Annotated in this window: 21 protein-coding genes and 1 pseudogene; 14 read left to right on the top strand and 8 right to left on the bottom strand. The window is 71.0% G+C overall.

Annotated features, from left to right (window positions below):
* Positions 1-137: 137 nt before the first annotated feature.
* The gene (locus tag ACFWA9_RS09655) at positions 138-3,083 is read right to left on the bottom strand and encodes a beta-galactosidase (RefSeq protein ID WP_380384990.1); all 2,946 of its coding nucleotides are present in this window, start codon (positions 3,081-3,083) and stop codon (positions 138-140) included.
* 370 nt (positions 3,084-3,453) lie between these two features.
* On the opposite strand from ACFWA9_RS09655, the gene ACFWA9_RS09650 reads away from it, so the two are divergent.
* Entirely contained in the window at positions 3,454-4,194 is a 741-nt protein-coding gene (locus ACFWA9_RS09650) for a hypothetical protein (RefSeq protein WP_380384988.1), read from the top strand.
* 37 nt (positions 4,195-4,231) lie between these two features.
* Here the strand turns inward: ACFWA9_RS09650 and ACFWA9_RS09645 are convergent, their stop codons facing one another.
* On the bottom strand, positions 4,232-4,798 hold the full coding sequence (locus tag ACFWA9_RS09645; protein WP_380384985.1) for a histidine phosphatase family protein: 567 nt from the start codon (positions 4,796-4,798) through the stop codon (positions 4,232-4,234).
* A 299-nt stretch (positions 4,799-5,097) separates the two neighbouring features.
* Between ACFWA9_RS09645 and ACFWA9_RS09640 the strand changes: the two genes are divergently transcribed.
* Both ACFWA9_RS09640 and ACFWA9_RS09635 read left to right on the top strand, forming a co-directional pair.
* Positions 5,098-5,316 (top strand): CbtB-domain containing protein, encoded by a 219-nt coding sequence (locus ACFWA9_RS09640; protein ID WP_329485533.1) that lies wholly within the window; start codon positions 5,098-5,100, stop codon positions 5,314-5,316.
* Positions 5,317-5,333: 17 nt separating this feature from the next.
* The gene (locus ACFWA9_RS09635) at positions 5,334-6,116 is read left to right on the top strand and encodes a CbtA family protein (RefSeq protein ID WP_380384982.1); all 783 of its coding nucleotides are present in this window, start codon (positions 5,334-5,336) and stop codon (positions 6,114-6,116) included.
* Between the two features lie 141 nt (positions 6,117-6,257).
* Here ACFWA9_RS09635 and ACFWA9_RS09630 read toward each other — a convergent pair whose 3' ends face one another.
* Together ACFWA9_RS09630 and ACFWA9_RS09625 are read right to left on the bottom strand one after the other, a co-directional pair.
* Positions 6,258-6,824: a GNAT family N-acetyltransferase gene (locus tag ACFWA9_RS09630; RefSeq protein ID WP_380384979.1), complete on the bottom strand. Its 567-nt coding sequence runs from the start codon at positions 6,822-6,824 to the stop codon at positions 6,258-6,260.
* Positions 6,825-6,893: 69 nt separating this feature from the next.
* Positions 6,894-7,313, bottom strand: coding sequence for a GNAT family N-acetyltransferase (locus tag ACFWA9_RS09625; RefSeq protein ID WP_380384977.1), 420 nt, complete (start codon positions 7,311-7,313; stop codon positions 6,894-6,896).
* A 107-nt stretch (positions 7,314-7,420) separates the two neighbouring features.
* On the opposite strand from ACFWA9_RS09625, the gene ACFWA9_RS09620 reads away from it, so the two are divergent.
* Both ACFWA9_RS09620 and ACFWA9_RS09615 read left to right on the top strand, forming a co-directional pair.
* On the top strand, positions 7,421-8,224 hold the full coding sequence (locus tag ACFWA9_RS09620) for a glycerophosphodiester phosphodiesterase (protein ID WP_380384975.1): 804 nt from the start codon (positions 7,421-7,423) through the stop codon (positions 8,222-8,224).
* The gene (locus tag ACFWA9_RS09615) at positions 8,221-9,603 is read left to right on the top strand and encodes an MFS transporter (RefSeq protein ID WP_380384972.1); all 1,383 of its coding nucleotides are present in this window, start codon (positions 8,221-8,223) and stop codon (positions 9,601-9,603) included. The genes ACFWA9_RS09620 and ACFWA9_RS09615 overlap by 4 nt, the downstream gene beginning before the upstream one ends.
* Before the next feature lie 55 nt (positions 9,604-9,658).
* On the opposite strand, the gene ACFWA9_RS09610 is transcribed toward ACFWA9_RS09615, so the two are convergent.
* The 3 genes and pseudogenes from ACFWA9_RS09610 to ACFWA9_RS09600 all read right to left on the bottom strand — a co-directional run bounded on the left by ACFWA9_RS09610 (position 9,659) and on the right by ACFWA9_RS09600 (position 12,401).
* Positions 9,659-10,390 carry a heparin lyase I family protein gene (locus ACFWA9_RS09610; protein ID WP_329485541.1) on the bottom strand — a complete coding sequence of 244 codons (732 nt, stop codon included), beginning with the start codon at positions 10,388-10,390 and terminating at the stop codon, positions 9,659-9,661.
* Between the two features lie 158 nt (positions 10,391-10,548).
* A pseudogene (locus ACFWA9_RS09605) lies at positions 10,549-10,764 on the bottom strand (nitrate reductase); the annotation flags it as partial.
* A gap of 719 nt (positions 10,765-11,483) precedes the next feature.
* Complete coding sequence (locus ACFWA9_RS09600; protein WP_380384968.1) at positions 11,484-12,401, bottom strand: glutaminase; 918 nt, start codon at positions 12,399-12,401, stop codon at positions 11,484-11,486.
* Between the two features lie 148 nt (positions 12,402-12,549).
* On the opposite strand from ACFWA9_RS09600, the gene ACFWA9_RS09595 reads away from it, so the two are divergent.
* The 9 genes from ACFWA9_RS09595 to ACFWA9_RS09555 all read left to right on the top strand — a co-directional run bounded on the left by ACFWA9_RS09595 (position 12,550) and on the right by ACFWA9_RS09555 (position 22,740).
* Positions 12,550-12,879 (top strand): hypothetical protein, encoded by a 330-nt coding sequence (locus ACFWA9_RS09595; RefSeq protein ID WP_380384965.1) that lies wholly within the window; start codon positions 12,550-12,552, stop codon positions 12,877-12,879.
* 755 nt (positions 12,880-13,634) lie between these two features.
* Positions 13,635-14,912, top strand: coding sequence for an RICIN domain-containing protein (locus tag ACFWA9_RS09590; protein ID WP_380384962.1), 1,278 nt, complete (start codon positions 13,635-13,637; stop codon positions 14,910-14,912).
* Positions 14,913-15,311: 399 nt separating this feature from the next.
* On the top strand, positions 15,312-16,154 hold the full coding sequence (locus ACFWA9_RS09585) for an SAM-dependent methyltransferase (RefSeq protein WP_380384959.1): 843 nt from the start codon (positions 15,312-15,314) through the stop codon (positions 16,152-16,154).
* Positions 16,155-16,669: 515 nt separating this feature from the next.
* Positions 16,670-17,140, top strand: coding sequence for an NUDIX domain-containing protein (locus ACFWA9_RS09580; RefSeq protein ID WP_352286473.1), 471 nt, complete (start codon positions 16,670-16,672; stop codon positions 17,138-17,140).
* Positions 17,141-17,237: 97 nt separating this feature from the next.
* On the top strand, positions 17,238-18,254 hold the full coding sequence (locus tag ACFWA9_RS09575; RefSeq protein WP_380384955.1) for a Gfo/Idh/MocA family protein: 1,017 nt from the start codon (positions 17,238-17,240) through the stop codon (positions 18,252-18,254).
* Positions 18,255-18,283: 29 nt separating this feature from the next.
* On the top strand, positions 18,284-19,573 hold the full coding sequence (locus ACFWA9_RS09570) for a DegT/DnrJ/EryC1/StrS family aminotransferase (protein WP_380384952.1): 1,290 nt from the start codon (positions 18,284-18,286) through the stop codon (positions 19,571-19,573).
* A gap of 31 nt (positions 19,574-19,604) precedes the next feature.
* The gene (locus tag ACFWA9_RS09565) at positions 19,605-20,294 is read left to right on the top strand and encodes a methyltransferase (protein WP_380384949.1); all 690 of its coding nucleotides are present in this window, start codon (positions 19,605-19,607) and stop codon (positions 20,292-20,294) included.
* Between the two features lie 4 nt (positions 20,295-20,298).
* Positions 20,299-21,126 (top strand): histidinol-phosphatase, encoded by an 828-nt coding sequence (hisN, locus tag ACFWA9_RS09560; protein WP_352286467.1) that lies wholly within the window; start codon positions 20,299-20,301, stop codon positions 21,124-21,126.
* Positions 21,127-21,174: 48 nt separating this feature from the next.
* Positions 21,175-22,740, top strand: coding sequence for a carbamoyltransferase C-terminal domain-containing protein (locus ACFWA9_RS09555; RefSeq protein ID WP_380384946.1), 1,566 nt, complete (start codon positions 21,175-21,177; stop codon positions 22,738-22,740).
* 348 nt (positions 22,741-23,088) lie between these two features.
* Here the strand turns inward: ACFWA9_RS09555 and ACFWA9_RS09550 are convergent, their stop codons facing one another.
* Entirely contained in the window at positions 23,089-24,642 is a 1,554-nt protein-coding gene (locus tag ACFWA9_RS09550; RefSeq protein ID WP_380384943.1) for an alpha-L-arabinofuranosidase B, read from the bottom strand.
* Positions 24,643-25,833: the final 1,191 nt, after the last annotated feature.

Here is a 25,833-nt window from a genome sequence, read left to right as displayed (position 1 = left end):
GCGCCGCGCGTGGCGTTCGGGCGGCCCGGGCGCCCGGCGCGGGGTGGGGGGCCGTTTTGTTGTGGCCGGGCCCGGGGGCGGGGTGGGCCCGCCCCGCCCGCCCCACACCGGGGCCCGCGGGGCTCGGGTGGCACGGGTCAGGGCTCGTAGCGCCCGCTGTCGTAGCGGGGGCTGTCGTTCTGCCCGACGGCGAGCGAGGAGGCGTAGCTGCCGTAGGCGGTGAGGGCGACCTCGCCGAGACCGCCGGTGGAGCCGTCGAGGTTCCACACCGCGATCGCGACGGTGTTCGTCCCGTGGGGGTCGAGGATGCCGTTCGGGACCGGGAAGCTGTGCTGCGGCCCCAGGTAGTTGACGTAGTTGCCCAGGTGCCAGCCGTTGACGAAGATCTCGGCCCGGTACCGGCGGGACGGGTCGTCGGTGACGGTCAGACCGAGCGAGGTGTCCTGCCCGGCTGGCAGGTCGAGCGGCACCGTGGTGGTGTACCAGGACACCCCCGGGGTGGGGTCGGTGGCGGGCAGCCGGGTGGGGGTCCAGTCCTTGGTCGGGTAGCCCGGCAGCATGTAGCCCGCGCGCTCGCCGTGCAGTCCGCCGACGGCCAGCGGGCCCCGTACGGGGTCGACGGGGGTCTCGCCGCCGAGGTTCCCCTGGAGCCGCCAGGTCACGGCGCCGGGCGGGGCGCCGAGGAGCGAGGCGCCGAGCAGACCGCGGGCGGCCTTGTTGCCGTTGGACGCTTCGTAGTCCTCCTCGTGTCCCATGTCGACCGTCAGCACCGAGACGACGTTGTCCCCTCCGCTCCTCAGGAGGCCGGCCGGGAAGGCGTAGGTGGTCGGTCCGTCGGTGGTGGAGCTGCCGAGGAAGGTGCCGTTCAGCCACGCCGAGGAGGCGGCCGCCCCGCCGCCGCTCTGCGTGGTCAGCGTGATGCCGGTCTCCGCGTCGGTGCCGGTGAACCGGCCGCGGTACCAGGTGCTGCCGGTGTGGAAGCCGTAGTCGTCGGCGAACAGGACCGGGAGCGTGACCGGACCGGTGGTGCTGTTGCTAATGTTCCGGTCGGCCACCCGCCAGCCCGAGTCGTCGAAGCCGGGCCGGGCCTCGGGCGAGTCCTGGGTGTGCCGCCAGTCGGTCAGCGCGGGCAGGGTGACCGGGGCCGCCGTGGGGACGGTGCCGGTCAGGCTGCCGGTGTCCGTCCGGTGCGTGGACACCTTCGTGCCGTTCCAGGTCAGGGCGCCGGCGGGGCCGAGGACCTCGATGGCGCCGTCGGTTCCGACGTCCCCGGTGAGGGCCAGCGTGGTCCCGTCGGAGGCGGCGCCGCGCAGCAGGTGGCTGCCGCGGAGCAGCACCGGGCCGTGCGCGGTGTCCTGGCGCCAGAAGGTCTTGGCGGTGCCGGTGTCGGCCAGCAGCAGGAGCAGCGGGCGGTCGCCGCCGGTGATCCGGACCCGGGTCAGGCCGGTGTGGCGGTAGTTCAGCCGGAGGTCCCCGGTCGTCGGGTCCCAGGTGCTGGTGACGGCCCCGCCGGTGGCGGCTCTGTCGGTGGCGGCCCCGTCGGTGGCGGTCACGGTGGGCCTGGTGGCGTAGTGCAGGACCGTCTCGCCGTCGGAGTCGTGGTCACCGTAGAGCACCGCGACGTCCTGGTCGCCGATGGCGGCGTCGGTCATCAACTCCGAGGTGGAGTAGCGCAGCCGGGCCTTGCCGAGGTCGTAGCCGGCCAGGATGACCTTCGACTGCCGGCCGTCCAGGGTGAGGGCGGTGCCGGGCTGCTGCGGAACGGTGTAGGAGCGGCCGCCGGCGTCGACCGTGAGGTGCGCGCTGTCCCTGGTGACGGCGGTGGAGTCGGCGTGCCGCAGGACGTGGAACTGGGTGCCGGTGTCCGGGTTGGCCCGGGCGGTGTCGACGATCCCCGCGTTGTCGGTCGGCGCCGCGGACAGCGGGTCGGTCTTCGTCAGGGGGGCCACGGCCTGCGCGAAGTAGCCGATCAGCTTGTCCTGGTGGTACTTGGGGTCCAGCCGGCGGGTCTCGCTGATCGCGGCGCCGTAGTCGTAGGAGGTGTAGTTCTGCGGCATCCCCAGCCAGCCCCAGTTGGTGCCGCCGTAGGTCATGTAGAGGCTCTGCAGGGTCGCGCCGACCGCGATGTTCTGCTTGTAGAACACGTCCGCGAACCTGTCGTTGATCAGCTCGGCGCACTTGTCGTAGCCGGGGCCGCCCCACGGGTCGAAGGCGCCGCCCTGGAACTCGGCGGTCCCCAGCGGCTTGTCGGGAAGGCGGCCTCGGCTGATGTCCGGGACGCCGCGCCACGTGGCGGGGTGGGAGCAGTCGAAGCCCTGCGGGTAGGAGTCGGGGGAGTCCACGTCCAGGGCGGCGTGCCCGGTCTGGAAGGCGCCGTTGTTGTTGCCGACCAGCGGCACGGTGATGCCGTCCGCCTTCGCCCGGTCCTCCAGGTGCTTCATGTAGGCGCGGCCGTCCGGGCCGTTGTCGAAGTACTCGTTCTCCACCTGGTACTGGATCACCGATCCGGTGCCGTTGGTGAACTGGTGGCGGGCGATGATCCGGTCGATCCGCCGCTGCCACTCGTCGGAGTACGCCAGGTACCGCGGCTCGTCGCGGCGGTTGTCGCCCGGCTTCGTCGACAGCCAGCCGGGGAAGCCGCCGCCGTCGACCTCCGCGTTGATGTACGGCCCCGGGCGGGCGATCACGTAGAGGCCCAGGCTGTCGGCCATGGACAGCAGGCGGTCGATGTCGCGGATCCCGGTGAAGTCGTAGACCCCCGGCGCGGGCGAGTGGTAGCCCCAGTCGAAGTACAGGGAGACGGCGTTGAACCCGGCCGCCCTCATCTTCTGCAGCACGTCCAGCCAGAGGTCCGGGCTGGGCAGGCGGTAGGAGTGGAACTCGCCGGACCAGAGGTAGGTGCGCCTGCCGTCGATGAGGAACGAGTAGCCGTCGTACGTGACGGAGTGGGGGGCCCGTGCCGTCGGGGTGCCGACGGGCGCCGGAGCCGCCGGGGCGCCGGAGCCCGGTCCCGCCAGGAGGGCGACCGCGGCGCCGATCGCCAGGCCCCGCCTGAGGAGGGGCCGCCTTGCGGGATCACGCATCCGAACCTCCAGGTTCTCGACCGACCGGACCGCCCGCGACGGCCCCGGCACCGGCACATCGCTCGAATGTCATCATCTGATGGATGATCAAATGATGCCTAATCGTCAAATACCAGATGAATCGGGCATCTTGGGCAGTTGTACGGGATGGCCGATGCGCCGTCAACGACGCCGGCACGGTGGCTCGCCCGACCGGAGCGGCCCCACCGGGCGGGCGGCGCCCGTAGCAGTCCGGTGACACGGAATGATCCATTCCGTCGACTGTTCGTACTACTTTCGATCATGCACAGCACCGCCGCAGCCCGGCCCCCACCAGGGAGGGAGCGGACAACGTGCCCGTCCTCACCCTTACTCGCACGGGAGAACCCGCATGTCCCTCCAGACGACCCGCCGCGCGTCCGCCGTCCGCTCGCTGGCCGGCACGGTCCTGACCACCGCCCTGCTGGTATCCGCCGCGACGGCCTGCTCCTCCTCCCCCGGCACCGCCGCCGGCACCGCCACCGGCACCGCCGCGCCGACCAGCGCCGCGACGGGGGCGCCCGGCGCGACCGGGACGCCCGCACCGACCGGTACCCCCGGCTCGACCGGCACCGCCGCACCGAGCACCGCACCGAGCACCGCGCCCGGCACCGCGAAGCCGACCGCCACGCCCACCGCGCGCCCGACCACCCCGCCGGCCGTACCGCCCAAGGCGACGTCGCCCGGCCACACCCAGACCCTGGTGGACGGCAGCACCGCCGAGATCCAGGACCTCGGCAACCAGAACTACCGCGCCAAGATCGTCAGCCGCGGCTCGGTCCTGGCCACGCTGGAGACGAACAACAGCGACACCGGGCTGGACGCCAACGACATGTTCGTCGTGCTCTCGATGGACGGCCAGGTCCACTCCTGGATGGGCGGCGCGCAGCAGGGGCCGGGCACCTTCAAGCTCGCGGGCGGCTGGACGGCGAAGGTCACCAAGGTCGGCGAGCTGCACTACCGCGCGCAGATCCTCGGCATGGGGAACGAGGAGGTCGGCACCCTGGAGGCCAACCAGCAGGACGACGGCGCCGTCGCCAACGGCGTGTACATCGTGCTCAGCACCGGCGGCCGGATCAGCGCCCACATGTGAGCCGCGCCCCGGGCCGGCCCGCCGTCGGCGCCCGGCCCTACCCGAGCTCCCGGCCGCAGCGCAGGTTCCACCGCCCCGCGCGCCCGGACAGTTCGGTGACCGACAGCGGACGGACGTCGAGCCGCCAGAAGACCGCCGGGGGCAGGCCGAGCGCGTGCACCACCGCGGCCCGGACCACCGCGGGCTCGGCCACCACCAGCACCCGGCCGGCGTCCCCGGCCCACCCGTCCAGCCAGCCGCCGACCCGGGTGACCAGGGCGGCGACCGACTCCCCGCCGTGCGGCGCCGCGGCCGGGTCCGACATCCAGGCGGCGAGCGCCGCCGGGTCGGTGGCGGCGACCTCGTCGAGGCTCCGGCCCCGCCAGGCCCCGACGTCCAGGTCGGCCAGGTGCGGAGCCGGCTCGGCGCCGAGGCCGAGCGCCTCGGCCGTCCGGCGGCAGCGCGGCGCGGGCGAGGTGAAGGCCCGGGCCGGTGCCGGCAGGGCGCAGGCCGCGGTACGGGCGGCGGCCAGGGCCGCCTCGTCCGGCGGGCCGTCGTCGCCGAAGCGGGCCGTGCGCAGCTCGGACCCGATCACCGGTGCGACCAACATCACCCGTACCGTCATCCGACGTCCTCCCTGCCCGGAACCGCACTGTTGCACGCATACGGACGGAAGCTCGCGCACGCGTTCGCGCCGGTCCGCGCGCCCATCACCCCCGCAACGCCCTTGGCGGCGCTCCCGCGACACGGTACCGTCCCTGCGACAACTGAAGACGACGGTGTGTGGAAGACCGGTGAGAAGCCGGCACGGTCGCGCCACTGTGAATCCGGAGCCTGGAGTACGTACGGGCCCCGGCGAGTCAGACCCGCCCCCGTCGTCCGTGCTCCACCGAACGGGACGCGTGTTCCCAAAGGAGGTCGGCCATGGCTCACCCCATCGCCCCCGCTGCCAGTGCCACACCGGCCATCACCCCCATCTCGGTCAGGGCGATCCTGCCCTGGGCCGTCTTCTTCGGCATCCTGCTGATGGCACTGCTCTACTTCGTCGGCGCCGAACAGGGCGCCACCTCCCTCATCTCCGGCGAGGACGTGCACGAATGGGTGCACGACGGTCGCCACCTGCTCGGTTTCCCCTGCCACTGACCGAGGGGAACCGAACCGTGAACTCAGCGACCGTCAGATCCCTGCTCGTCCGCGGCATGCTGGCCGGCCTCGCCGCCGGTCTGCTCGCCCTGCTCGTCGCCTACCTGCTCGGCGAGCCCCGGGTGGACGCCGCCATCGCCTACGAGGAGGCGCACGCCGCCCACGGCGCCGACCACGGCATGGAGGTGGAGATCGTCAGCCGTGCCCTGCAGTCCACCGCCGGGCTGGCCACCGGCGTCCTCGTCTACGGCGTGTCCTTCGGCGGGACAGCCGCCCTCGCCTACAGCTTCGCCCTCGGCCGGGTCGGCCGCTTCACCCCGCGGGCGACCGCGGCCCTGCTGTCCGGGGTCGCGCTGCTCGCCGTGTACGTGGTGCCGTTCCTCAAGTACCCGGCCAACCCGCCGTCGGTGGGCGACCCGGAGACGATCGGCCAACGCACCACGCTGTACTTCCTGATGATGGCGCTCAGTGTGCTGCTGGCGGTCGCCGCGGTGATCGTCGGCAAGCGGCTCGCCCCGCGCCTGGGCAACTGGTACGCCACCGTCGTCGGCGTGCTGGGCTTCGGAGTGGCCGTCGGCCTCGCCTACGTCCTCCTGCCCGCGATCAACGAGGTGCCCGAGGACTTCTCGGCCACCCTGCTCTGGCAGTTCCGGATCTCGGCGCTCGCCATCCAGCTCACCCTCTGGGCCACCTTCGGCCTGGTCTTCGGCCACCTCGCCGAACGGCTCCTCGCCCCGAAGCCCGCGACCGCCGCGGCGCCCCGGGAGACCGCGCAGAAGGCCGCCGCGTCCGCGCTCTGACCCGGACCGGCGCCCCACCCGCAGAGCCGGGGCCGGCAGGGACGACCTCGCGTCGTCCACCTGCCGGCCCCGTTCGCATTCGGTGGCAATGTCCCCATGTCACCGCTGAGTTGACGCGCCGACGGCTTCAGTCGGGGCCGGTCATGACCGCGGGCGGGTGAGGTCCGGTTCGTCGTCCCACCGCACCGGTGTGGCGGTGCCCGCGAGCCAGTCACGGCGCAGGACGGCGTACCCGACGCTGTCGTGGGCCGGTCCGTCGCCCGCGGGCCAGGCCTCCCGGTAGTGCGCCTCCTTGACGTAGCCGCAGCGCAGGAAGGTGCGACGCATGGCCAGGTTGTCCCGGCGGGTGGTTCCCTCGACCCGGTTCACCTGCGGGAACTCATCGAACAGATAGCGCGTCAGCCAGTCCAGTGCCCGGCTGCCGAGACCCCGGCCGCGGTGCGGTGCGGCGAGCCTCAGGTCGAACACCGGGGTCTCGTCGTCCAGGTCCTCCAGGCGGATCAGGCCGACGTCCCGGCCGTCGGCGGTGATCCAGAACGTCCGGGTCCGCGGACCGTCGAACAGGCCGTCCGCCACCCACCGGCGAGCCTGGTCGGCGTGGACCCGGGCGGTGCTGTGGAACGGCCACTCATGGCCGCCGAGGAAGGCGACCAGCGCGTCCGTCTCGGCGGGCCGGTCGGGCAGGGAACGTCGGTAGGTGATCTCCACCGGGGCACCCTACGCGCGGGAGGCACCGGGCTCCCAGGCGTTTTCGACGGGACGGCGGCCCGTCCGGCCTCACCGGCGGCCGGACTCCGGTCCGACAGCCTGGTGGGCGGTCAGCACGCGGGTGGTGCTGCCGTCGTCCTCCTGGATGTCCCGGACGTGTGCGAAGCCGATCCTGGTCAGCAGGGTCAGCGAGGCGCTGTTCGGCGCGGCCACCGTGGCGTGCACCTCGGGCAGCCCGAGGGTGCCGAAGCCGTGGCCCACGAGGGCCCGGGCCAACTCCGTGCCCAGGCCGGACCCCCACGCCGCCGGAGCCAGCGCGTAGACGATCTCGTGGCCCCCGACCGCGTCGGTCGACTTGATCTCGGCGTGCCCGATCAAGGAGCCGTCCCGGCGGACGGCCCAGACGTCGAAGAGGTCCTGCGCGTAGACCTTGGTGAAGATCCGCCCGAACAGGGCCCGGTCCTCCTCCTCGGGCGACGCCCACCACACCAGCGGGCATTACTGCTTGACAGGGTGCGTAATACTGTAACGCGCACGGGCCCGAGCGCCGGCGGCGCCGGACCGACGGGCCCCTCCCAGCGAGCTCGGAGCACGACATGCACCCCTTCCTCGACCAGCCGGGGCCGCTGGCCTTCGCACACCGGGGCGGTGACCTCGGCCGTCCGGAGAACTCGCTCGCCGCCTTCGAGGCCGCCGTGGCCCTCGGGTACCGCTACCTCGAAACGGATGTGCACGCCACCGCCGACGGCGTCCTGGTGGCCTTCCACGACTCCCGCCTGGACCGCGTCACCGACCGCACCGGCGCGGTGGCCGACCTGCCCTGGGAGACCGTCAGGCAGGCCCGGATCGGCGGCACCGAACCGGTACCGCTGCTGGAGGACCTGCTCGGCGCGTTCCCAGAAGCCCGCTTCAACGTCGACGTCAAGGCGATGCCGGCCGTCGGACCGCTGGTCGGGGCGGTCCGCCGGACGAACTCCTGGGACCGGGTCTGCGTCGGCGGCTTCTCCGACAGCCGCCTCTCGGCCGTCCGCGCCGCCGCCGGCCCCCGGCTGGCCACCTCGCTCGGCCCCCGCGAGGTGGCCCGGCTGCGGCTGCGCTCGCTGGCCGGGCCGCTGCTGCGGGGCCCCGGGGCGCCGTTCGCCGGGGTGTGCGCGCAGGTGCCGGAGCGGCACCGGGGCGTGCCGGTCGTCGACCGCGCCTTCGTCCGCGCCGCCCACCGGCTCGGCCTGCCGGTGCACGTCTGGACTGTGGACGACCCCACACGGATCAGGGCTCTCCTCGACCTCGGGGTGGATGGCATCATGGCCGATCGCATCGACGTCCTGCGGGACGTCCTCGGCGAGCGCGGCTGCTGGACCGACGGCAGCACCGGCTCCAGCACGGTGACAGGAGCCTCATGAGCACCACGGCCCACCTTCCGGACCGCCAGGCGGTCACCACCGACGACCGGGCCCTGCGCCGGATGCAGTTCGGCTGGTACATCAACGACTGGGCGAACGCCGCCTTCTCGGCCACCGTCCTGACGGTGTTCCTCGGGCCGTACCTGACCTCGGTGGCCAAGAACGCCGCCGACGCGGCCGGCGACGTGCACCCGCTCGGCCTCTCGATCCGCGCCGGATCGTTCTTCCCCTACACGGTCTCCTTCTCCGTGCTGATCTCGGTCGCGGCGATGCTGCTGACCGGGACGGTCGCGGACCGCACCGGGCGGCACAAGGAGCTGATGTGCGGCGCCGCCTACGTCGGCGCGGTCGCCACGATGGGGATGTTCTTCCTCGACGGCGACCGCTACCTGCTCGGCGGCGCGCTGCTGGTGGTCGCCAACATCGCGTACGCGGTGTCGGTCGCGCTCTCGTACGCCTACCTGCCGGCCCTGGCCACCCCCGACGAACGCGACACCGTCTCCTCCAAGGGCTGGGCGTACGGCTACGCCGGCGGCGGCCTGCTGCTGGTCGCCAACCTCGCGCTGTTCGAGGGCCACGACGCGCTCGGCCTGTCCTCCGGCACCGCCGTGCGGATCTGCCTGGCCTCGGCCGGCCTGTGGTGGGCGCTGTTCACCATCGTCCCGATGCTGCGGCTGCCGTCCCGGGCCGGCGCGGTGCCCGAGCGCGCCGCGGCCGCACCCGACGACCGGCCCACCGCCGGGAGCCTGCGCGAACTCGCCCGCACGCTGCGCGGCATGCGCGAGCACCCGCTCACCCTGCTCTACCTGGCCGCCTTCCTCTGCTACAACGACGGCATCCAGACCGTCGTCTCCCAGGCCTCGCTCTACGGCAGCGAGGAGCTCGGCATGGACCAGACCTCATTGGTCGCCGCCGTGCTCCTGGTCCAGATCGTCGCGATCGGCGGCGCGCTGCTGCTCGGCCGGATCGCCCGCCGGTACGGTGCCAAGCGGACCGTCCTCGGCTCGCTGGGCGGCTGGGTGGTCACCCTCGCCCTCGGGTACGTCATGCCCGCCCACCAGCCCGCCTGGTTCTTCGTCCTGGCGTGCATGATCGGCCTGGTGCTCGGCGGCAGCCAGGCACTCTCCCGCTCGCTGTTCTCCCACCTCATACCGGCGGGCCGGGAGGCGGAGTACTTCAGCCTCTACAAGGTCAGCGACCGCGGCACCAGCTGGATGGGCCCGCTGGTCTTCGGCCTCGCCTACCAGATCACCGGCAGCTACCGCTCGGCGATCATCTCGCTACTGGTGTTCTTCGTGATCGGCTTCGCCCTGCTGACGAAGGTCCCGCTCCGCCGCGCCATCGAGGCGGTCGGCAACCCCGTCCCCGAGCGGCTGTGACGGTCCGGACCCGGGCGGCAGGCCTGCTGCCGCCCGGGTCCGGACCACCGGGTCCTCACGAGCCCGCGGTGGCCGCCTCCAGCGTGGTCGCCATGACCGGGCTGGTGAAGGTGTTCGTGGCGTCCCCCGAGGACGGGTGGTAGGAGCCCCACTTCAGGTAGTTGCGGGTGCCGTCCCAGGTGGTGCCCTTGAAGGTGCCCGAGCCGGTGGTGAACGTCTGCTTCACGCCGTCGAACCAGAAGTCGATGGTGCCGTCGGTGCGGCCGAGACGGATCTTCAGCGCGTAGGAGTGCCACTGGTCGTTGGCGGTCGGCGCGGTCCACAGCTGGTGCGCGACGTGCTCGGTGTCCCACTCCTGGAGGCGGATCCGCCCGGTCGTGGCGTCGATCTCGATCGGGTGGTTCGCCGTGCCGGTGCTCGGCGAGCACTTCAGCTGGAAGACGTACCGGCTGTTCGCGTCCTTGATGTCCACCTTGGACGACCAGCCGAGGTAGAAGGTGTCCCCCTCCTTCAGGTCGGGGCCGAGCGTCTCGCAGCGCTCCTCGCCCGCGGCCTGGAAGGCCCGCCACACACTGCCCTTCGCCGCGTCCTTGACGACGCCGAAGTTGCCCGCCGCGCACTGGACTCCGGTGAACGAGGACGGGCCCTTGGCGGTGCTCGGGGTCCAGAGGACCTTGCCCGCCGCGGCGGCCGGGCTGCTGGCGGCGGCCGAGCCGCAGGAGAGCGCGAGCACGGTGAGGGCCGCGGCGCCGACGGCGGTCTTGCGGTGCTGGGACAGAAGGGACATGCCTCTCCCGGGTGGATGAGTGGCGGAGAACGGAGGCCGTCCGGCCGTGGGGGCGGCCCGGACGCATGGAGCGATCCGACCATCTGACCACCTGACGGACCGTTGTCCAAGCGGTCCGGCCGGCCGTGGCCCTTTCGGGCAGGTCCGCGGCGCGTCCGCTACCGGGTGCGCGGCGGTGCCCCGCCCTCGTCCCCGGCGCCCGCGTCGTAGAACGAGGTGCCCTCGTCCAGCAGCGGCTCCTGGGTCTTCAGGTGCGCGGGGGCCAGCGCCCGCAGCACGTGGTAGCCGGTGATGACGACCAGGGTGCCCAGCGCGATGCCGCTCAGGCTGAAGGTGTCGGTGAACTTCATGGTGACGTTCCCGATGCCGATGACGGCCGTGCGCGCGCCCCATTTCCCCCGCACCCGAGCCCACGCCACCAGAAGGAACGCGGGATCGGCCACGAGATTGAACAGGTCGCCAGACCTACGACGGGGATCACCTATCGCCCATCGGTGCAGTTCGGTCTGGATACCCAGTACCCGGATCTCCGCCCCGAACAGAGCGTCCTCCCGGCATTCCAGTGCCCTCCCCGCAGACTCGCTGGCCCCCTTCGCCATGGGGACGGCTTTCCCGTCCTCGGACTACTACGGGGCCTCCGCCCCGTCCCACGGCCGACAGTCGGCAACGGACCTGCCCTCCGCCGGCCTGGCTGGCCGGCGGGACGGGCGACCGGGGACGGTTCCCACGTTCACCACACAACCGATCGACGAGGGAGGTGCCCAGCCGTTGCCCCGACAGCATCGCCACGACTACGCCGCAGACATTCATCGTGGCCTCCCCACCGGCGATTCCTCCCGGCTACGGAGTCGAACAGCCGCACGAAGACGGCCATTCACGCGCTGCTGACCATCCCATCAGGCTCAACGTCTACTGCGTCGGCTGAATTCAGCCGACGCAGTAGCGTTCGTCATACCGGCGGAGAGTGGTTATTCCGCTCGTGCCGTATTCCTTCTCGCGGCCGAGGGCGGCAGGTCGCTGCCCGCCGTCGTTGGACTTCAGGGTTGACGCGGTCTCTCTGCTCGGGAGGGCTCGGCCCGGTCGGCCTCGGGTGTCAGAAGATGGACCAGCCGGTGAGGGTGGTGAGGGTGTCGAGGGCGGTGATGCCGGCGGTGGAGTTGCCGTGGCGGTCCAGGGCCGGGCCCCAGGTGCAGACGGTGCAGCGGCCGGGGATGACGGCGATGATGCCGCCGCCGACGCCGCTCTTGGCCGGGAGTCCGACGCGGTGGGCGAATTCGCCTGCGGCGTCGTAGGTGCCGCCGATCAGCATGACGGCGTTGATGCGCTTGGCCTCGCTGCGGGTGAGCAGGCGGGTGGCGTCGGCTCGTAGGCCGTGGCGGGCCAGGAAGCCTGCGGCGCGGGCGAGGTCGCGGCAGTTCATGGCCAGCGAGCACTGCCAGAAGTAGTGGTCGAGTATGTCGGGGACGGGGTTGTCGAGGCGGCCGTGGTCGGCGAGCAGGTGGGCCAGGGCGGCGTTGCGGTGTCCGTGGCGGCTCTCGCTGAAGGCGACTTCGGCGTCGAAGTCGATGCGGGGGTTGCCGCTCTCGGTGCGTAGGAAGTCGCGCAGGGCGCCTCGGGCGTCGCCGGTCAGGGTGAGGAGCCGGTCGGTGACGACCAGGGCGCCGGCGTTGACGAAGGGGTTGCGGGGGATCCCCTGCTCGCGTTCCAGCTGGGCCAGGGAGTTGAAGGGCGAGCCGGAGGGCTCCTTGCCCACCCGGGTCCACAGCGCGTCGCCATCGGCGGCCAGCACCAGGGCCAGGGTGAAGACCTTGGAGAGGGACTGGATGGAGAAGGGCTCCCGCCAGTCGCCGGTGCCGCGGGTCTTCAGTCGCGGGTTGGCCTCCGCGATGGCGAGGCCGAACCGGCTCGGGTCGACGGAGGCCAGGGCCGGGATGTACTGCGCGACCCGGCCGTCGGTCAGGGCGGGCTGGACGGCATGGGTGATGTCCTCGAACAGCATTCGGTAGTCCATGCCACCCCCGGAGCGTGCCGCCGTCGTCACCGCCTGGGTCCAGCATCGGGCGGAGCGCGGGATGCCGGAAGGGCCAGGACGCGGGGTTCATGCGCACGCTATGGTTACGCTGAGAGCTTTCTGCACAACCGAGAGTGATAATGGGATGATGGACCAGGTCAGCCCGGATGACGACGCCACCCCCACCGGACCGCCGGGCGCGCCGACCGCTCAGGTCGCGGACGAGGTGACACCCAACTCCGCAGTGGTCAAGTGCATGGGCCGCACCTACGGGACCATCCCCTTCCAGGGCGCGGTGGTCGTCACCGACATCACCGACATCACCTGCCCCGTGCCACTGGGCGACGCCCTGCCGAACAGCGACGGCGCCTGGGAGGTCCGGAGCGTCGGCGGGAGGAGCCTCGCCCCGGCCCGCGACCTGCTGCACGCCGTCGCCGTCCTGCACGAACTCGGCCGCCGGCCCCGCAACCGGCGCTGACCCGGCAGCGCCGGCCGGGTCGCAGTTCCGTCCGGCCCCTCTCGCTCCGACGCGTTCCACAGCCTGCCGGACCCGCACGGCGCATTCCACGGGAAGACCCGCCCGGGATCTCCCAGTCCGGACCGGAGCGCGCCCGGAGGCGGGGCCCCGCCGGCGTAGTGGCTGAGTACCAGGGCCTGCTACTTCGCGCAGAGCCGGTTCAGGTCCATGACGTCGATCTTGACACGTGGCGTGTCGGCGCGGCGCCTTGAGCTTCAGTTCACCCGAGCAGGTGGATCTGGATTGTCTGGACCCCCTCAACAGCCGACCGCGTCCCCCGACATCGGTGCCAGGCAGAACGAGCATCGGATGCCGGTGACAAGTGCGGCGAGCAGCCGGTGAAACCCAGCGCGCTCCTACCGCCGGTCTCGCCCAGGTCGTCCGCGGACCAGCGGCCGCCCCGAACCGGCTCCGGCCGTCAGGCCGTACGGGTGTCGCGGTTGCCCGCCTTATCGCATCTCCCTCCCCGATGGCGGCCATAGTGGGCATTTCCGTCATTTACGGATGGGAGGTGGCTGATTTGAACAAACAGCTCATCACCGATGGTGACCATGTGGGTACTGTGTGCATCGCATCGCGGTAGGACGTATACGGGCCTTGGAAGCTCCGGCCCGCGTCATCGCTCCGCCCGAAGCGCTCCTCCCGCCAGTTCGCACCAGCACTTCCAGTCATGCCGCCGACGGCCCCTCGCCCACGGGCGGCAGGAAGGAACTCGCATGCCCCTCCCCTCGACACTGCGGCGCTGCGGCGCCGCAGTGGCGGCCGCGGCGCTCTTGCTGCTCGTCCCGACGCCGGCGTCGGCTGTCGACTTCGGCCTCGGCGGCAACGTATCCCTCGACTGGTCGGTCCCCAACGCTCCCTCAGGGCATCTGACCAACATCACCTTCCCGATGGCGATCAACCCGGCGAGCGAGCAGACCGGCCTCTACTACGCCCAGCAGTTCGGCGTCGCCAACGGCAAGACCGGCTATACGGGCCTGCAGCCCCAGCCGACCAGCGGCAACACCCAGAAGTTCCGCGCCGTCTTCTCGGTGTTCGCCTCCGGCGGCGCCGGCACCCCCGCAGACACCTCCAGCAACGACGCCAACTGCAAACCGGGTGCCGACGGCGGCGCCGGCCAGTCGTGCTCCGTCCTCTTCAACGCCGAATACGGCCACAGCTACTACCTCGCGGTGAAACGGGAGGCCAGCACGTCCACCACCAGCACCTGGACCGGCGACGTGTTCGACGACAGCAACCTCCGGTCGTTCGTTGCCCACATCGGCAGCTGGACGGTGCCGAGCGGTCTGCTCAACTCCTCGGGCAGCGGGTTCGTCGAGTACGTCTACTACGACGCCGCCGGCCGCTGTGATCAGAACACGGTGTCCGATGCCTACTTCGGCGGCCCCAGCAGCACGGACGCGGGCGGCCTGTCCGGCGTGGTCAACAACGTCCGCGAGTACGGCAGCTGCGCGGGGCAGGCCAACTTCGCCAGCACCCCCTGGGCGGGCTCGGGCCAGCACATCGTGCGCGGCTTCACCAGCACCAGCCCCATCAAGGGCTCGGCCTCCGGTCTCTGTCTGAACTCGCCCAGCCAGGACCCCGAGGGCGCGCAGGCGAACATCGTGGCCTGCGACGGCACCACAAAGCAGCTCTGGAACTTCCGGCCCAACTCCCGGAGCGCGTCCTCCTCCCCGGTGACCTACAGCCCCCTCAGCCCCGAGGGCTTGACCCAGGGCTTCCTGCGCTTGGAGGCGACGGACCCCTTCTACCACTACATGTGCCTGGACAACAACGGCGAGAGCGCTCCGGGCGGCAAGGTGACCATCCGGAGATGCCGCTCCCGTGACACCAACCAGCAGTGGCGGCTCGCCCCCGACGGCACCCTCCGCACCACGGACTCAGACCTGTGCATCGATGTCGCGGGCGGCGCGACCGGCAGCGGCAGCCTGCTCGTCCAGCAGACCTGCAACGGCGGCAACAGCCAGAAGTGGGTCCGGCAGGCCAACCCCTGATCCCGGATGATCCCGGAGCGGCCGAAGCCTGACGGCGTCGTCGACGCCTGAACCGCGCGCGTACGCATAGACGGCGCCCTTGCCCTGATGAGGGCGGGGGCGCCGTGGTGTGCCGGGGAGGGGCGTCTACGCCGTCGATCACCGCCGTCCTCCTCGTCCCCTCCCCGCTCCCCACCCTGGACGGCCACTGGCACGTCCACGACGGCCACCTCCCCACCGCCATCACTGTCCTGCGGTAACCGGTCACCGAGAAGCGGTTCCCACCACCGGTCGCACGGGAAGTCCTTCAGGAAGAGCGGAACGGCGTCGCGTTCGTCCGGGAACACCTCTGCCCGCTTCCGGCGAACGCCGCCGGCCCTCGTCACCCGCCGACTCACCCCTCGCACCCGGGAGATCGCGATGACCGACAACCCGTCCGCGCAGCACGGCGTCCCGTCCTCACTCGACCCTGACCCGCTCCGTGACGAGCACCCCGGGATCGTGGACGGCGCGGCCGTCGACGGGAACATTCATGTCGGGTACTGGGACAGCCCGGCGGACCGACGGTCGCTCGACCAGGCCACCGACCGGCTCACCGACCTCGTGGCGGGGCGGCTGGCCGCCGCACCCGGCCGCAGTCTGCTGGATGTCGGCTGCGGAACGGGACGGCCCGCGCTGCGCATCGCCCGGGCCACCGGTGGCCAGGTGTCAGGAATCTCGGTCAGCGCCGAAGACATCGCCCTCGCACGGACCCGGGCGGATGCCGCCGGGCTCACCGACCGGGTGGATTTCCGGTACGCGGACGCCTGCGCGCTGCCTTTCGAGTCCGCGTCCTTCGACGGTGCCTGGGCGATCGAGTCCATGATGCACATTCCCGACCGGACCGCCGCCCTCACCGAGATCGCCCGGACTCTGCGGCCCGGCAGCACGCTGGTCGTCACCGACGTGCTGCTCCGGTCGCCGGTGACCGGTGAGGCCGCGGAGACGGTCCGCCGGACCTGCCGGGCGTTCGGGTCCCCTGCGCTCCCCGAGCCGGCGGAGCTCCGCACGGCCCTCGACCGCGCCGGTCTGGAGGTTCTGGAGTTCCAGGACATCGGGGAGCACGTCCGGCGCACCTACCAGGCGTTCGCCGATGCCTTCGCGAGTGTCACCCCCTCCGTGGACGACCCGCACTACGAGTTCTTCGACTTCGCCCGTTCCCTTCCCCGGTTCGGTGCCCTCGCGGAGATCGGCTACGCCTTCGTGGTCGCGCGCCGCCGGTGAACGGAGGCGCCGGCCGGTCCGGCGGGGCCGGAGGACGGCATCGCCAGGACGCGAAGGGCGGCCGATCCGGCCAATACAGTTCCATCACGATCCGTCAGCGGTGGCAGGAAAGAATCGCTCAAGAATCCGCTGCCGGAGCCCCGTCGCCATGCAGCAGGCGGACCGGGCCGATACCGGACCGTGCGCGGACAAGGCCCCGCCCCGGCGATTCCGCCGGGGCGGATCCGCGGCATACACCGGGAGGCAATCCCTCAGCACGCGACCGTTCGCCGTGTCAAGTGGAACTCAAGGCGCCCCGAAGAAGTTCGTCATCGCACCTGTTCTCCGGGATTCGGCTAACCTCGCGGAGTGGAGATGCAAGCTTCAGGTCGTTCATTCTCCAGTTCGAATCCAGACCGCTTCGTCCCGCCCCGACCCCGCCGTTCGGACCGCTCGACCCCCCGCCCTTTCGACCGTTCGTACGGGAATACTGATTCCGAGCCCCCGTGCCCGTCCGAGCGCGACGGGGGACCCTCATGACCGGGGCAGCCCCGCCCCGACCGGTGGTGGGCGCACTGATCCGTGATCCGGCCGGCCGGATCTTCGTCCAACGCCGCTCGGCCGACCGCTCCCTCTTCCCCGGTTGCTGGGACGTGGTCGGTGGAGCCGTGGAACCAGGGGAGTCCCTCCTGGACGCGCTCCGCAGGGAGATATCGGAAGAGACGGGGTGGCGGTTGCGCCGCGTTCTCGCCCGGGTGGCACACACGGAGTGGACGGGGGACGGCATACGACACATCGAGTCGGACTACCTCGTCGAGGTGGACGGAGACCTCTCCTCGCCCGCACTCGAACGGAACAAGCACACCGAGTTCGCCTGGCTGGCCGCCGAGGACGTCACGCTGCTCGACGAGAACACACTGCGCAGCGGCAGCACCTTCATCAAGGACGTCGTGACCGCGGCACACGCTTGGCGCGCCGACCCTTCGGGGAGCCGCACGGCTCTCTGAACCGTCTGCGGACACGTACGTCCGATCCGGGCTGAACAACCCTTTCCCGACTTCCCACGTCATCGTCGAGCGGTGTTCTGCGAGGGGAATATTCTGCATGCCCGGCGACAGGCTGAAGGACATCCGTCCGCGACCACGAGTGCTGATGATCGGATTTGCCGGGCATCAAGGAAAGGAGTACCTGCCAATCGTACAGGAGATTGCCGATATCGTCGGCGGCGTCGACTCCGCCCCGCCCGCCGGGCCACTCGCCGACGAATGGGGATTCCCGTACTACGGGAGCCTCGACGACGCACTGAAAGCCGTCGACTTCGACGCCGCAGTGGTCACCGTGCCTCACGGCGAGCATTTCCCGGTCTGTACGCGGCTGCTGGCGCACGGCCGGCACGTCATCAAGGAGAAGCCGTTCGCGGTCACCGAACCTGAAGCGCGCCAGCTGATACATCGCGCGCAGCAGGCCGACCGCAGCGTCTTCACACTGCTGCAACGGAACTTCGACCCGGTGTTCCGGTTCGCCCGGGACAACCTCGCGCGGATCGGGAGGCCCTACTGGTTCTCCTACGACTACCACTTCAACCTGGCTCGTCCGACCACAGGTTGGCGCGCGTCCCGGGCGCAGGCAAGGGGTGGTGTGCTCCTCGACATGGGCTACCACCTCGTCGATGTGCTCAACGGGATGTTCCCCGAAACCCCCCGGGTGCACTCGGCCTTCGTGCACCAGTACCAGGAGACGCGGGATCGCCGGCTGGAGGATCTGGTCGCCCTCCTGTGCAGCTACCCGTCGAGGGGGCTGGCGGGCTCGCTGCGCATCTCGCGCCACAGCCTCGCGAAGACCGAACAGCTCTGCGTGCTCGGTTCGGAAGGCGCGTTGACCGTCGCCCCCGGGACGGCCACCCTGCATGCCGTCGGAGGGGCCCCGTTGGAACGCTACGCCCCGGAAGGATCCAGGACCGACATCACGCGCTCCATGTTCATCCACTATCTGGACCGCCTGGAGGACCGCGACTACCGCCGGGACCACCTCCTGCGTCAACTCGCCACCGTTCGCACGATCGACGGAATCTACCGGGCCCGATCGGGCGGGACGAGCGGACTCACCGACCGATGCGCCTGACCCACCCCGCAAGGACAGGAAGAGAGCACATGAGCACCGACGAACGGCTCGCCCTTCTCGGGGGCGCACCCGCCATCTCGCGGCCACGGCCCCACGAGGTGTGGCCGCCCCCCGCGGACGAGGCGGAGCTGTCCGAGCTGGCCGCGCAGCGGAACACCGACATCTCCATCAAGGGCAACAGCGGCCCCATCGGCCGGCTCGAAGCCGACTTCCTCGCCTTCCTGGACGGCGGCGCCCGCTACGCGGTCACCTTCAACTCCGGCACCAGTGCGCTCCTCGCCGCCTACTTCGCCCTCGGCGTGCGCGAGGGGGTGGATGTCGTGGGACCGGCGCTCACCTACCACGCCGCGCTGAGCCCCGTCTTCGCGCTGCGCGGTGACGTGGTCCTCGCCGACATCGACCCCGACACCCGCGGCCTGGACCCCAAGGCACTCCAGTCCGCGCTGACCGAGCACACCAAGGTCGTCACCGTCGTCCACCAGTGGGGCCACCCCTGCGACATGGACGCGATCCTGCCGATCGCCGAACGGCACGGGCTGCGCGTCCTGGAGGACTGCTCCCACGCCCACGGCAGCCGCTACAAGGGCCGGCCGGTCGGCACCTTCGGCGACGCCGCCGTCTTCTCCCTCCAGGCCAACAAGGCCGTCTACGCCGGAGAAGGCGGCATCCTCGTCACCAACGACCCCGGGGTCCAGGACCGCGCCACCCTCCTCGGGCACTACCGGGACCGCTCCCGGGACGCTGTCCTCGACGAGGACCTGCGGGCCCACTGGGTCACGGGCTTCGGACTCAAGCTGCGCATGTCGCCGTTCAACGCCATCGTCGCCCGGCATGCCCTCGCCGCCTTCCCCGCACGCAAGGAGGCCCGGCACCGGTGCCTGCGGCACCTCGGCGAGCAGCTCGCCGACGTGGAGTACCTGCAGCAGGTCCATGTCGCCGACCACGTCGACATGGGCGCCTGGTACGGCTACAAGCCGCTCTACCGGCCCCAGGCGCTGGGTGGCGTTCCGCGTTCGGTGCTCATCCGGGCGCTGCGCGCCGAGGGCATGGAGGTCGGCGCCCCCTCCGGCCCCCGGCTGTCCACCCTGCCGCTCTACGCCCGCACCGAGAACCCTCTCTTCCCCGGAGTCCCGAAGAAGGCCACCACGCCGGGGGCCGACTCGCAGGCCGAGTACGTCGAGCAGCACGCGCTCTCCCTGCCGACCTTCACCGCCTGGCCCGACGACACGGTGCTCATCGACCAGTACGCCGAGGCATTCCGCAAGATCGGCCGTCACCGCGAAGCGCTGGTCCGGTACGCCGCCGAGCTGCCCCGATGACCGGAACCGCACCGCCGAAGAGGGAGTGGGCATGACTGTCGAAGAGTCGCCGGAGGACGTGGCGAGGGCCCTGCAGCACGCTCTCGCCGGTGACGACCTGCCGGACACCTTCACCCTGCTGGGACGGGAATGGAGCCTGCACCGGGGTGTCTGGCCCAGCACGCTGAGCGCGGCCACCGAGGTGATGGCCTCGGTGGTGCCCTATCCCCGGGACGGCTCGTTCCTGGAGGTCGGCTGCGGTACGGGCGTCATCGCCGTCACCGCCGCACTCAGCGGCTGTGCCTCCGTCACCGCACTGGACATCAACGAGAAGGCCGTCGCCAATACCGTCGCCAACGCCGAGCGGCACGGTGTGGGCGACCGGGTCCGCGTCCTCCACAGCGACATGTACTCGGCGCTCGATCCCCTGAGCCGCTTCGACACGATCTTCTGGAACGTGCCCTGGACCTATGTGGAGGACGGCTTCGCCCTCTCCAGCGACATCCACACCGCCGTCTTCGACCCGGGCTACCGGGGCCAGGCCCGCTACCTCGCCGGGGCGCACGAGTACCTGACCGACGGCGGCCGGCTGCTGCTGGGCACCGCCCACCTCGGGGACCGTGAACGGCTCGACGTGCTCGCCGGTGAGGCCGGTCTGCGGATCGACATGCTGCGCAAGGTCCGCCGGATCGAGGAAGTGGGCGTCATGGAGTACCACCTGCTCGAACTGCGGACGAGGTGATCCGGTGACGCCGCCCGTGCCACCGGAGGACGACCTCGAACTGGCCCTCCGTCTGGGCGACCTCGCCGACGGGCTCACCGTCCGCCGCTTCCACGCCCTCGACCTGCGGGTCCGGGAGAAGCCGGACCGTACACCCGTGACCGACGCGGACACCGCCGTCGAGACGGCCGTCCGCGCGGAACTGCGGTCCGCCCGCCCCGATGACGCGTTCGCCGGGGAGGAGACCGGCGGCTCCGTCTCCTCCGGACGCACCTGGCTGGTCGACCCCATCGACGGCACCAAGAACTTCCTGCGCGGCGTACCGGTCTGGGCCACGTTGATCGCCCTGCTGGAGGACGATCGCCCCGTCGTCGGCGTGATCAGCGCCCCCGCCCTGCACAGCCGCTGGTGGGCGGCGGCGGACCGGGGCGCCTGGCTGCGCCGGGGACCGGCCGGCACCACCCCCGTGCGCTTGGGGGTCTCCGGCCGCACCCGCCTCGACCAGGCATACCTCTCCACCACCAGCACCCGGACCTGGGACGTCTTCCACTCACGTGCGGCCTATCTGCGGCTGGCCGAAGCCTGCTGGGAGGACCGTGCCTTCGGCGACTTCCTCCAGCACTGCATGGTCGCCGAGGGAACGCTCGACATCGCGGCCGAACCGGTCGTCAACCCCTGGGACATCGCCGCGGTACAGGTTCTCGTGGAGGAGGCCGGCGGCCTCTGTACCGACCTCCTGGGCACCTCGCCCCGGAACGGCACCGGCGCCCTGTCCGCCAACCCGCGGTTGCACCGACTCGCCCTGAAGGCCCTCTCCGCGCCGCCCGCAGCACCCGGGCCGCCCGGACCCTGAGCCCGCCCCGAACCGTCGGACGCGGAACCCACCGAGAAACGGACCATCATGCTGATTCTTTCCCTCAAGGAAGGCCATGACGGGGCGATCGCGGCCGTCGACGACGGCAGGCTGCTCTTCTCCCTGGAAGCGGAGAAGGACTCGTTCCTCCGCTACAGCAATCCGACGGCCGAACTGTTCGCGACGGCGGCGGACCGGCTGGACAGGCAGCCCGACGTCGTCGCCGTGAGCGGCTGGATCAAGGGCACCCAGTGCACCGACCAGGCTTCGCGCGCCGGGTACTTCGGTGTGGGCGCATCCGCGATCACGGACGAGGCCGGCCGGTTCTTCGGCAAGGCCGTGCGCGTCTTCTCGTCCACCCATGAGCGCTCCCACATCATGACGTCCTACGGCATGTCGGCGCTCCGCCGGGACCAGCCCTTCTACAGCCTGGTGTGGGAGGGGAACATCGGCTCGTTCTACCGGATCGACCAGCACGGGAAGGTGACCCATCTCAAGGAGGTGCTCAACTACCCCGGCAACAAGTACTCCTACGGCTTCGCGCTCGCCGACCCGAAGTTCAGTCCGCACCAGGAGTTCGTCCGGTTCCAGGACGCGGGGAAGCAGATGGCCCTGGCCGGATTCGCCGAGAACCGGCCGGCGACCCGGGCGGAACAGGACGTGATCGACTTCGTCCTCGGCCAGAAGGAGGTCATCACCGGAAGCCTGAAGGACCGGATGACCGATTCCCCCTTCCACAACGTCGGTGTGGAATCGAGCGCTTACAAGAACCTGGCGGCCCGGCTCTCGGACGCCATCTTCGACCGCTTCCACGCGTACGCCCGGGAGTACCTGACCGAGGGAATCCCGCTGCTCATCTCCGGGGGCTGCGGGCTCAACTGCGAGTGGAACCGGCGCTGGCGCGAGTGCGGGCTGTTCCCCGCCGTCTTCGTTCCACCGTGTCCCAACGACAGCGGATCCGCGATCGGCACCGCCATCGACGCCCAGCACTTCTACACCGGGTCGGCCGACCTGGAGTGGGATGTCTACGCGGGCGGCGAATTCGTGGAGGACATCGAGTTCGACCCGCAGCGCTACGAGATCCGCCCGCTGGACCACGGCGAGGTCGCCCGCCACCTCCGCGACGGGAAGATCATCGGCTGGGCGCGGGGCCGCTGGGAGATCGGCCCCCGCGCCCTCGGGAACCGGTCGATCCTGGCCGCTCCCTTCACCGAGGAGACCACGGCCAGGCTCAACAGGATCAAACAGCGCGAAAGCTACCGCCCCATCGCCCCGATCTGCCTGGAGCAGGAAGCGGGCCGCTGGTTCGGCGGTGGCCTCTCCGACCCCTACATGCTGTACTTCAGCCGGGTCGAATCCGCCGACCTGCGCGCGGTGACCCACGTCGACGGAACGGCCCGCACCCAGACCGTCGACCCGACCGCGAACCCGGCCATGGGCGCACTGCTGACCGCCTTCGGCGAACTCACCGGATTCAGCGTCCTCTGCAACACTTCGCTCAACTATTCGGGACGCGGGTTCATCAACCGGAGCAGCGACCTGATCGCCTACGGCGAGCTGCACGGACTGGACGGGTACGTCGTGAACGACGTCTTCGTCACACCGCGACGCTAGGGCCTGTGTGATGTAGTGATCAATCTTCGGGTTCTGCCCCCTGCTCCGGGGCAGAACCCGGTAGGAATGTTGGCTGTGACGCGCAGACAACTCACCGACGAGCAGTGGAGTTTGATCGAGCCCTATCTGCCGATCGGCAGGTTCGGGCCCTCGAAGTGCTGTTCGGTCCGGCGGTGTGCCGTTCCAGGGCGCCCGCGGATGCTGTAGGAGAAGGCTGGCTCCTCTGTTCATGGGGTCGGTCGGGTGGTGTCACGGCCGTATTCCGGGACTTCTCCGTCACGCGAGCCGGGCCCGCCACCGCCGGCGAGACGGTGGCGGGCCGGTGCGCGGTGGTGCTGCCCCGGTGGTTCAGCTCCAGGGCTGGGCGACCAGCCAGCTGGTGTCGGCGGCCCAGCTGGTGCCGCTGTCCCAGCTGTTGGTGCCGCCGTTGCTCGCTATGTAGGCCGTGTAGTGGTAATGGCGGAGGTACTTCGTCGGGAAGTTGACGGACTGGAAGGAGGTGCCGACCCCACTGTTGCCCGTGGTGGGGCAGAAGGTGGCATCCAGGGCGAAGGCGCCGGCCCCGTTGTCGGTGTCCAGGTAGAGCTCGTAGTTGTAGTGGTGCAGGAACTGCCCGGACTTGTTGACGGACTCGAAGGAGAGGCAGGAGCTGTTGGCCAGGCCGGCGCGGACGATCCAGGTGGCGTCGGCCTTGTCGGTGGCCGAGCTCGAGGAGTCGGTCCCGGAGATGACGACCTTGTTGTCGGCGTCGTCGTGGCGGAGGTAGTGCGAGGTGCAGCAGGGTGCGGTGGTGGCCCGCAGTGAGATCCGGGAGCCCGGGGTCAGCGTGCCGGTACCGGTCGAGCCGCTGTCGTAGCCGGCGGCGGTGATGTTGGCCTGGACGGCGTTCTCGGTGGCGTCCGACGGGTAGCCCTGGGTCATGACCCCTTCGTAGAAGGTGCCTTGGGCCCACTTGCTGTTGTCACCGCCGATGCCGAGGATGATCGCGCCTTCCTTGTGCATCGGGTTGTAGCCGGTGGCGTTGGGGCGTGCGCCGTTGTAGAAGGTGGCGAGACCGCCCGACCGGGCGTCGCCTCCTCGGAGGGCCCACTGGTTCGGGCCGCCCTTGAGCATGGCGGTCAGGAATCGGTTGTTGACGCTGGGGTCATTGGCGTTGGCTCCGCGGTTGACCCCGGAGAACAGGCCGTTCTCCAGGTCGGCCATGACCCAGGGGCCGTTGCCGCTGCCCGAGCCCCAGGCCTTGTTGTTGCCGAAGTAGAGGGCCTCCATGTGGCCGTTGCCGGTGTCCAGGTTGTTGGTCTCGGCGTTGCCGTAGTCGAAGCAGCAGCCGTCGTTGAAGTGCGTGCCGTCGAAGATGGCGTACATGCCCTCGGGCTGGTCGCCGGTGGCGATGCCGTTGGTGTTGTTGTTGCGGTAGCCGGTCCCGGGGGCGACGTAGACGCCGTACGCCTTGTGGCCGGCGACGGTGACCGGCGCCTCGAAGGCGTTGGCGAGGTTGTCCGGCCCGCCGGCCGCCCCGCCGGCAGGCGCCTGGGTGAGGTGGTTGCCCTTTCCGGACTGGTCGTAGAGGACGGTGATGACGCAGCTGGTGCCGGCGCAGAAGGAGTCCTGCGCGGCGGCGTCGGCGTAGCCGCCGGCACTCAGCAGGCCGATGTCCCTGGTCGCGTTGTCGACCGCGCGCCTGACCTGGTACAGCGGGCCGTTGTACGCCCCGTACAGGGCCCGGGTGGTGCTGTGCGCCGCCACGCACGGCGTGCCACCGGCGAGGTAGATGTCGCACGGGCCCTGGGCGGCCGCCTGCGAAGTCCCGGCCGTGGCGGTGAGCAGGCCGGCGGAGAGCGCGGCGGTCGCACCGACCGCGAGGAGGGCGCGCCTGAACCTGCGGATCGACGATTTGATCATGAAGTACTCCGTTCACAGGGTGGGGTGTGAGGTGAGCGGTCCGGTCCGGTGCGGCTCCGTCCGTCGTCGCCACCGAAAGAGATTGTTAGCGTTAACAATTCTGTCGAAGAGAGGGTCACAGGAGCGGAGCAGGACGCCCTGGCCACACCGGAACCGGCCATCACTATGTCCACCTGCCGATGCACCGTCAAGACATCGCGCAGGAAGGCGGCGGGGCCCGAACGCCCGTGCGGGGGTGTGCGGGGCTCCGCGTACTGGGGCCGGCCGGTCAGGCCGGGTACGCCAGCTCGGCCTCGGTGGTGCCGGCCGGCCGGGTGTGCAGGGGCGCCGTCCGGGCCGCCGATGCGCAGCTGCCAGGGGTGTGGGCTGTCGGTGGTCACCCGGAGGCGGTCGCGGTGCGGCGCAGGTGGAAGAGTGCGGTCTCGCCGGAGTTCAGCTCCCAGAAGTGCCGTCGAGGTCGGTGGCGCGCTGGTTGTCGGAGTAGGGGTAGCTCACCTCCCGCAGCATCAGCGGACTCGTCGCGGACGCGGCCGGGTGGCGCACCACCTACCTCGCGGTCGCGGCCGCCGCCGCCCTCTTCGCCGTACTGCTCCGCCGCGCCATCCCGCCGCTCGCCCCCAAAGCCCACCGGCCCTACCCGCGACTGCCGCTCTCGGTCTGGCATGCCTCCGGCAGCACCGCTCGGCACCCCGGACCCTCCTGCTCGGCGCCATCGCCTTCGGCGTCTACCCAGTCGGTCAACTGGGCGGAGACGACCGGCTCCGCGAACTCGGTCGGCGTCTCCGTCTCCGCGAGCTACAAGTTCTCGCAGGTCTTCGAAGCCTCCATCCAGGCGACTTACAACCACACGTGGAAGACCTCGAACACCCTTCGGCGAAACCGACGCGGTGACCATCACCCCGGGCGGGTCGGGTGGATCGAGCGCGGCACCGCCAAGCAGGAGGCCACCGGCTGGTACGAGATCCACTTCGGCACCGCTACTACGGCCACTACATCTGGTACGTCCACGACTACACCGAGTCCGGCCCAACGCGAACGCGCCCAGGGCTACGTCAACACCCAGCCCCGCCCGACGTCCTCCGGCGAGCGCTGGGCCCACTGCCACCGCTGAGCAACACCCCCGACCGCCTGCCGCCCGCCCAGCCCTCCCCGGGGCGGGCGGCAGGCCCTCCTGATGTAGAAGGCCATGAC

The organism is Kitasatospora sp. NPDC059973 (assembly GCF_042737525.1).
GTDB lineage: Bacteria > Actinomycetota > Actinomycetes > Streptomycetales > Streptomycetaceae > Kitasatospora.
The sequence above is the reverse complement of the archived record's forward strand: the minus strand, read 5'-3'. Positions and strand labels throughout refer to the sequence as shown.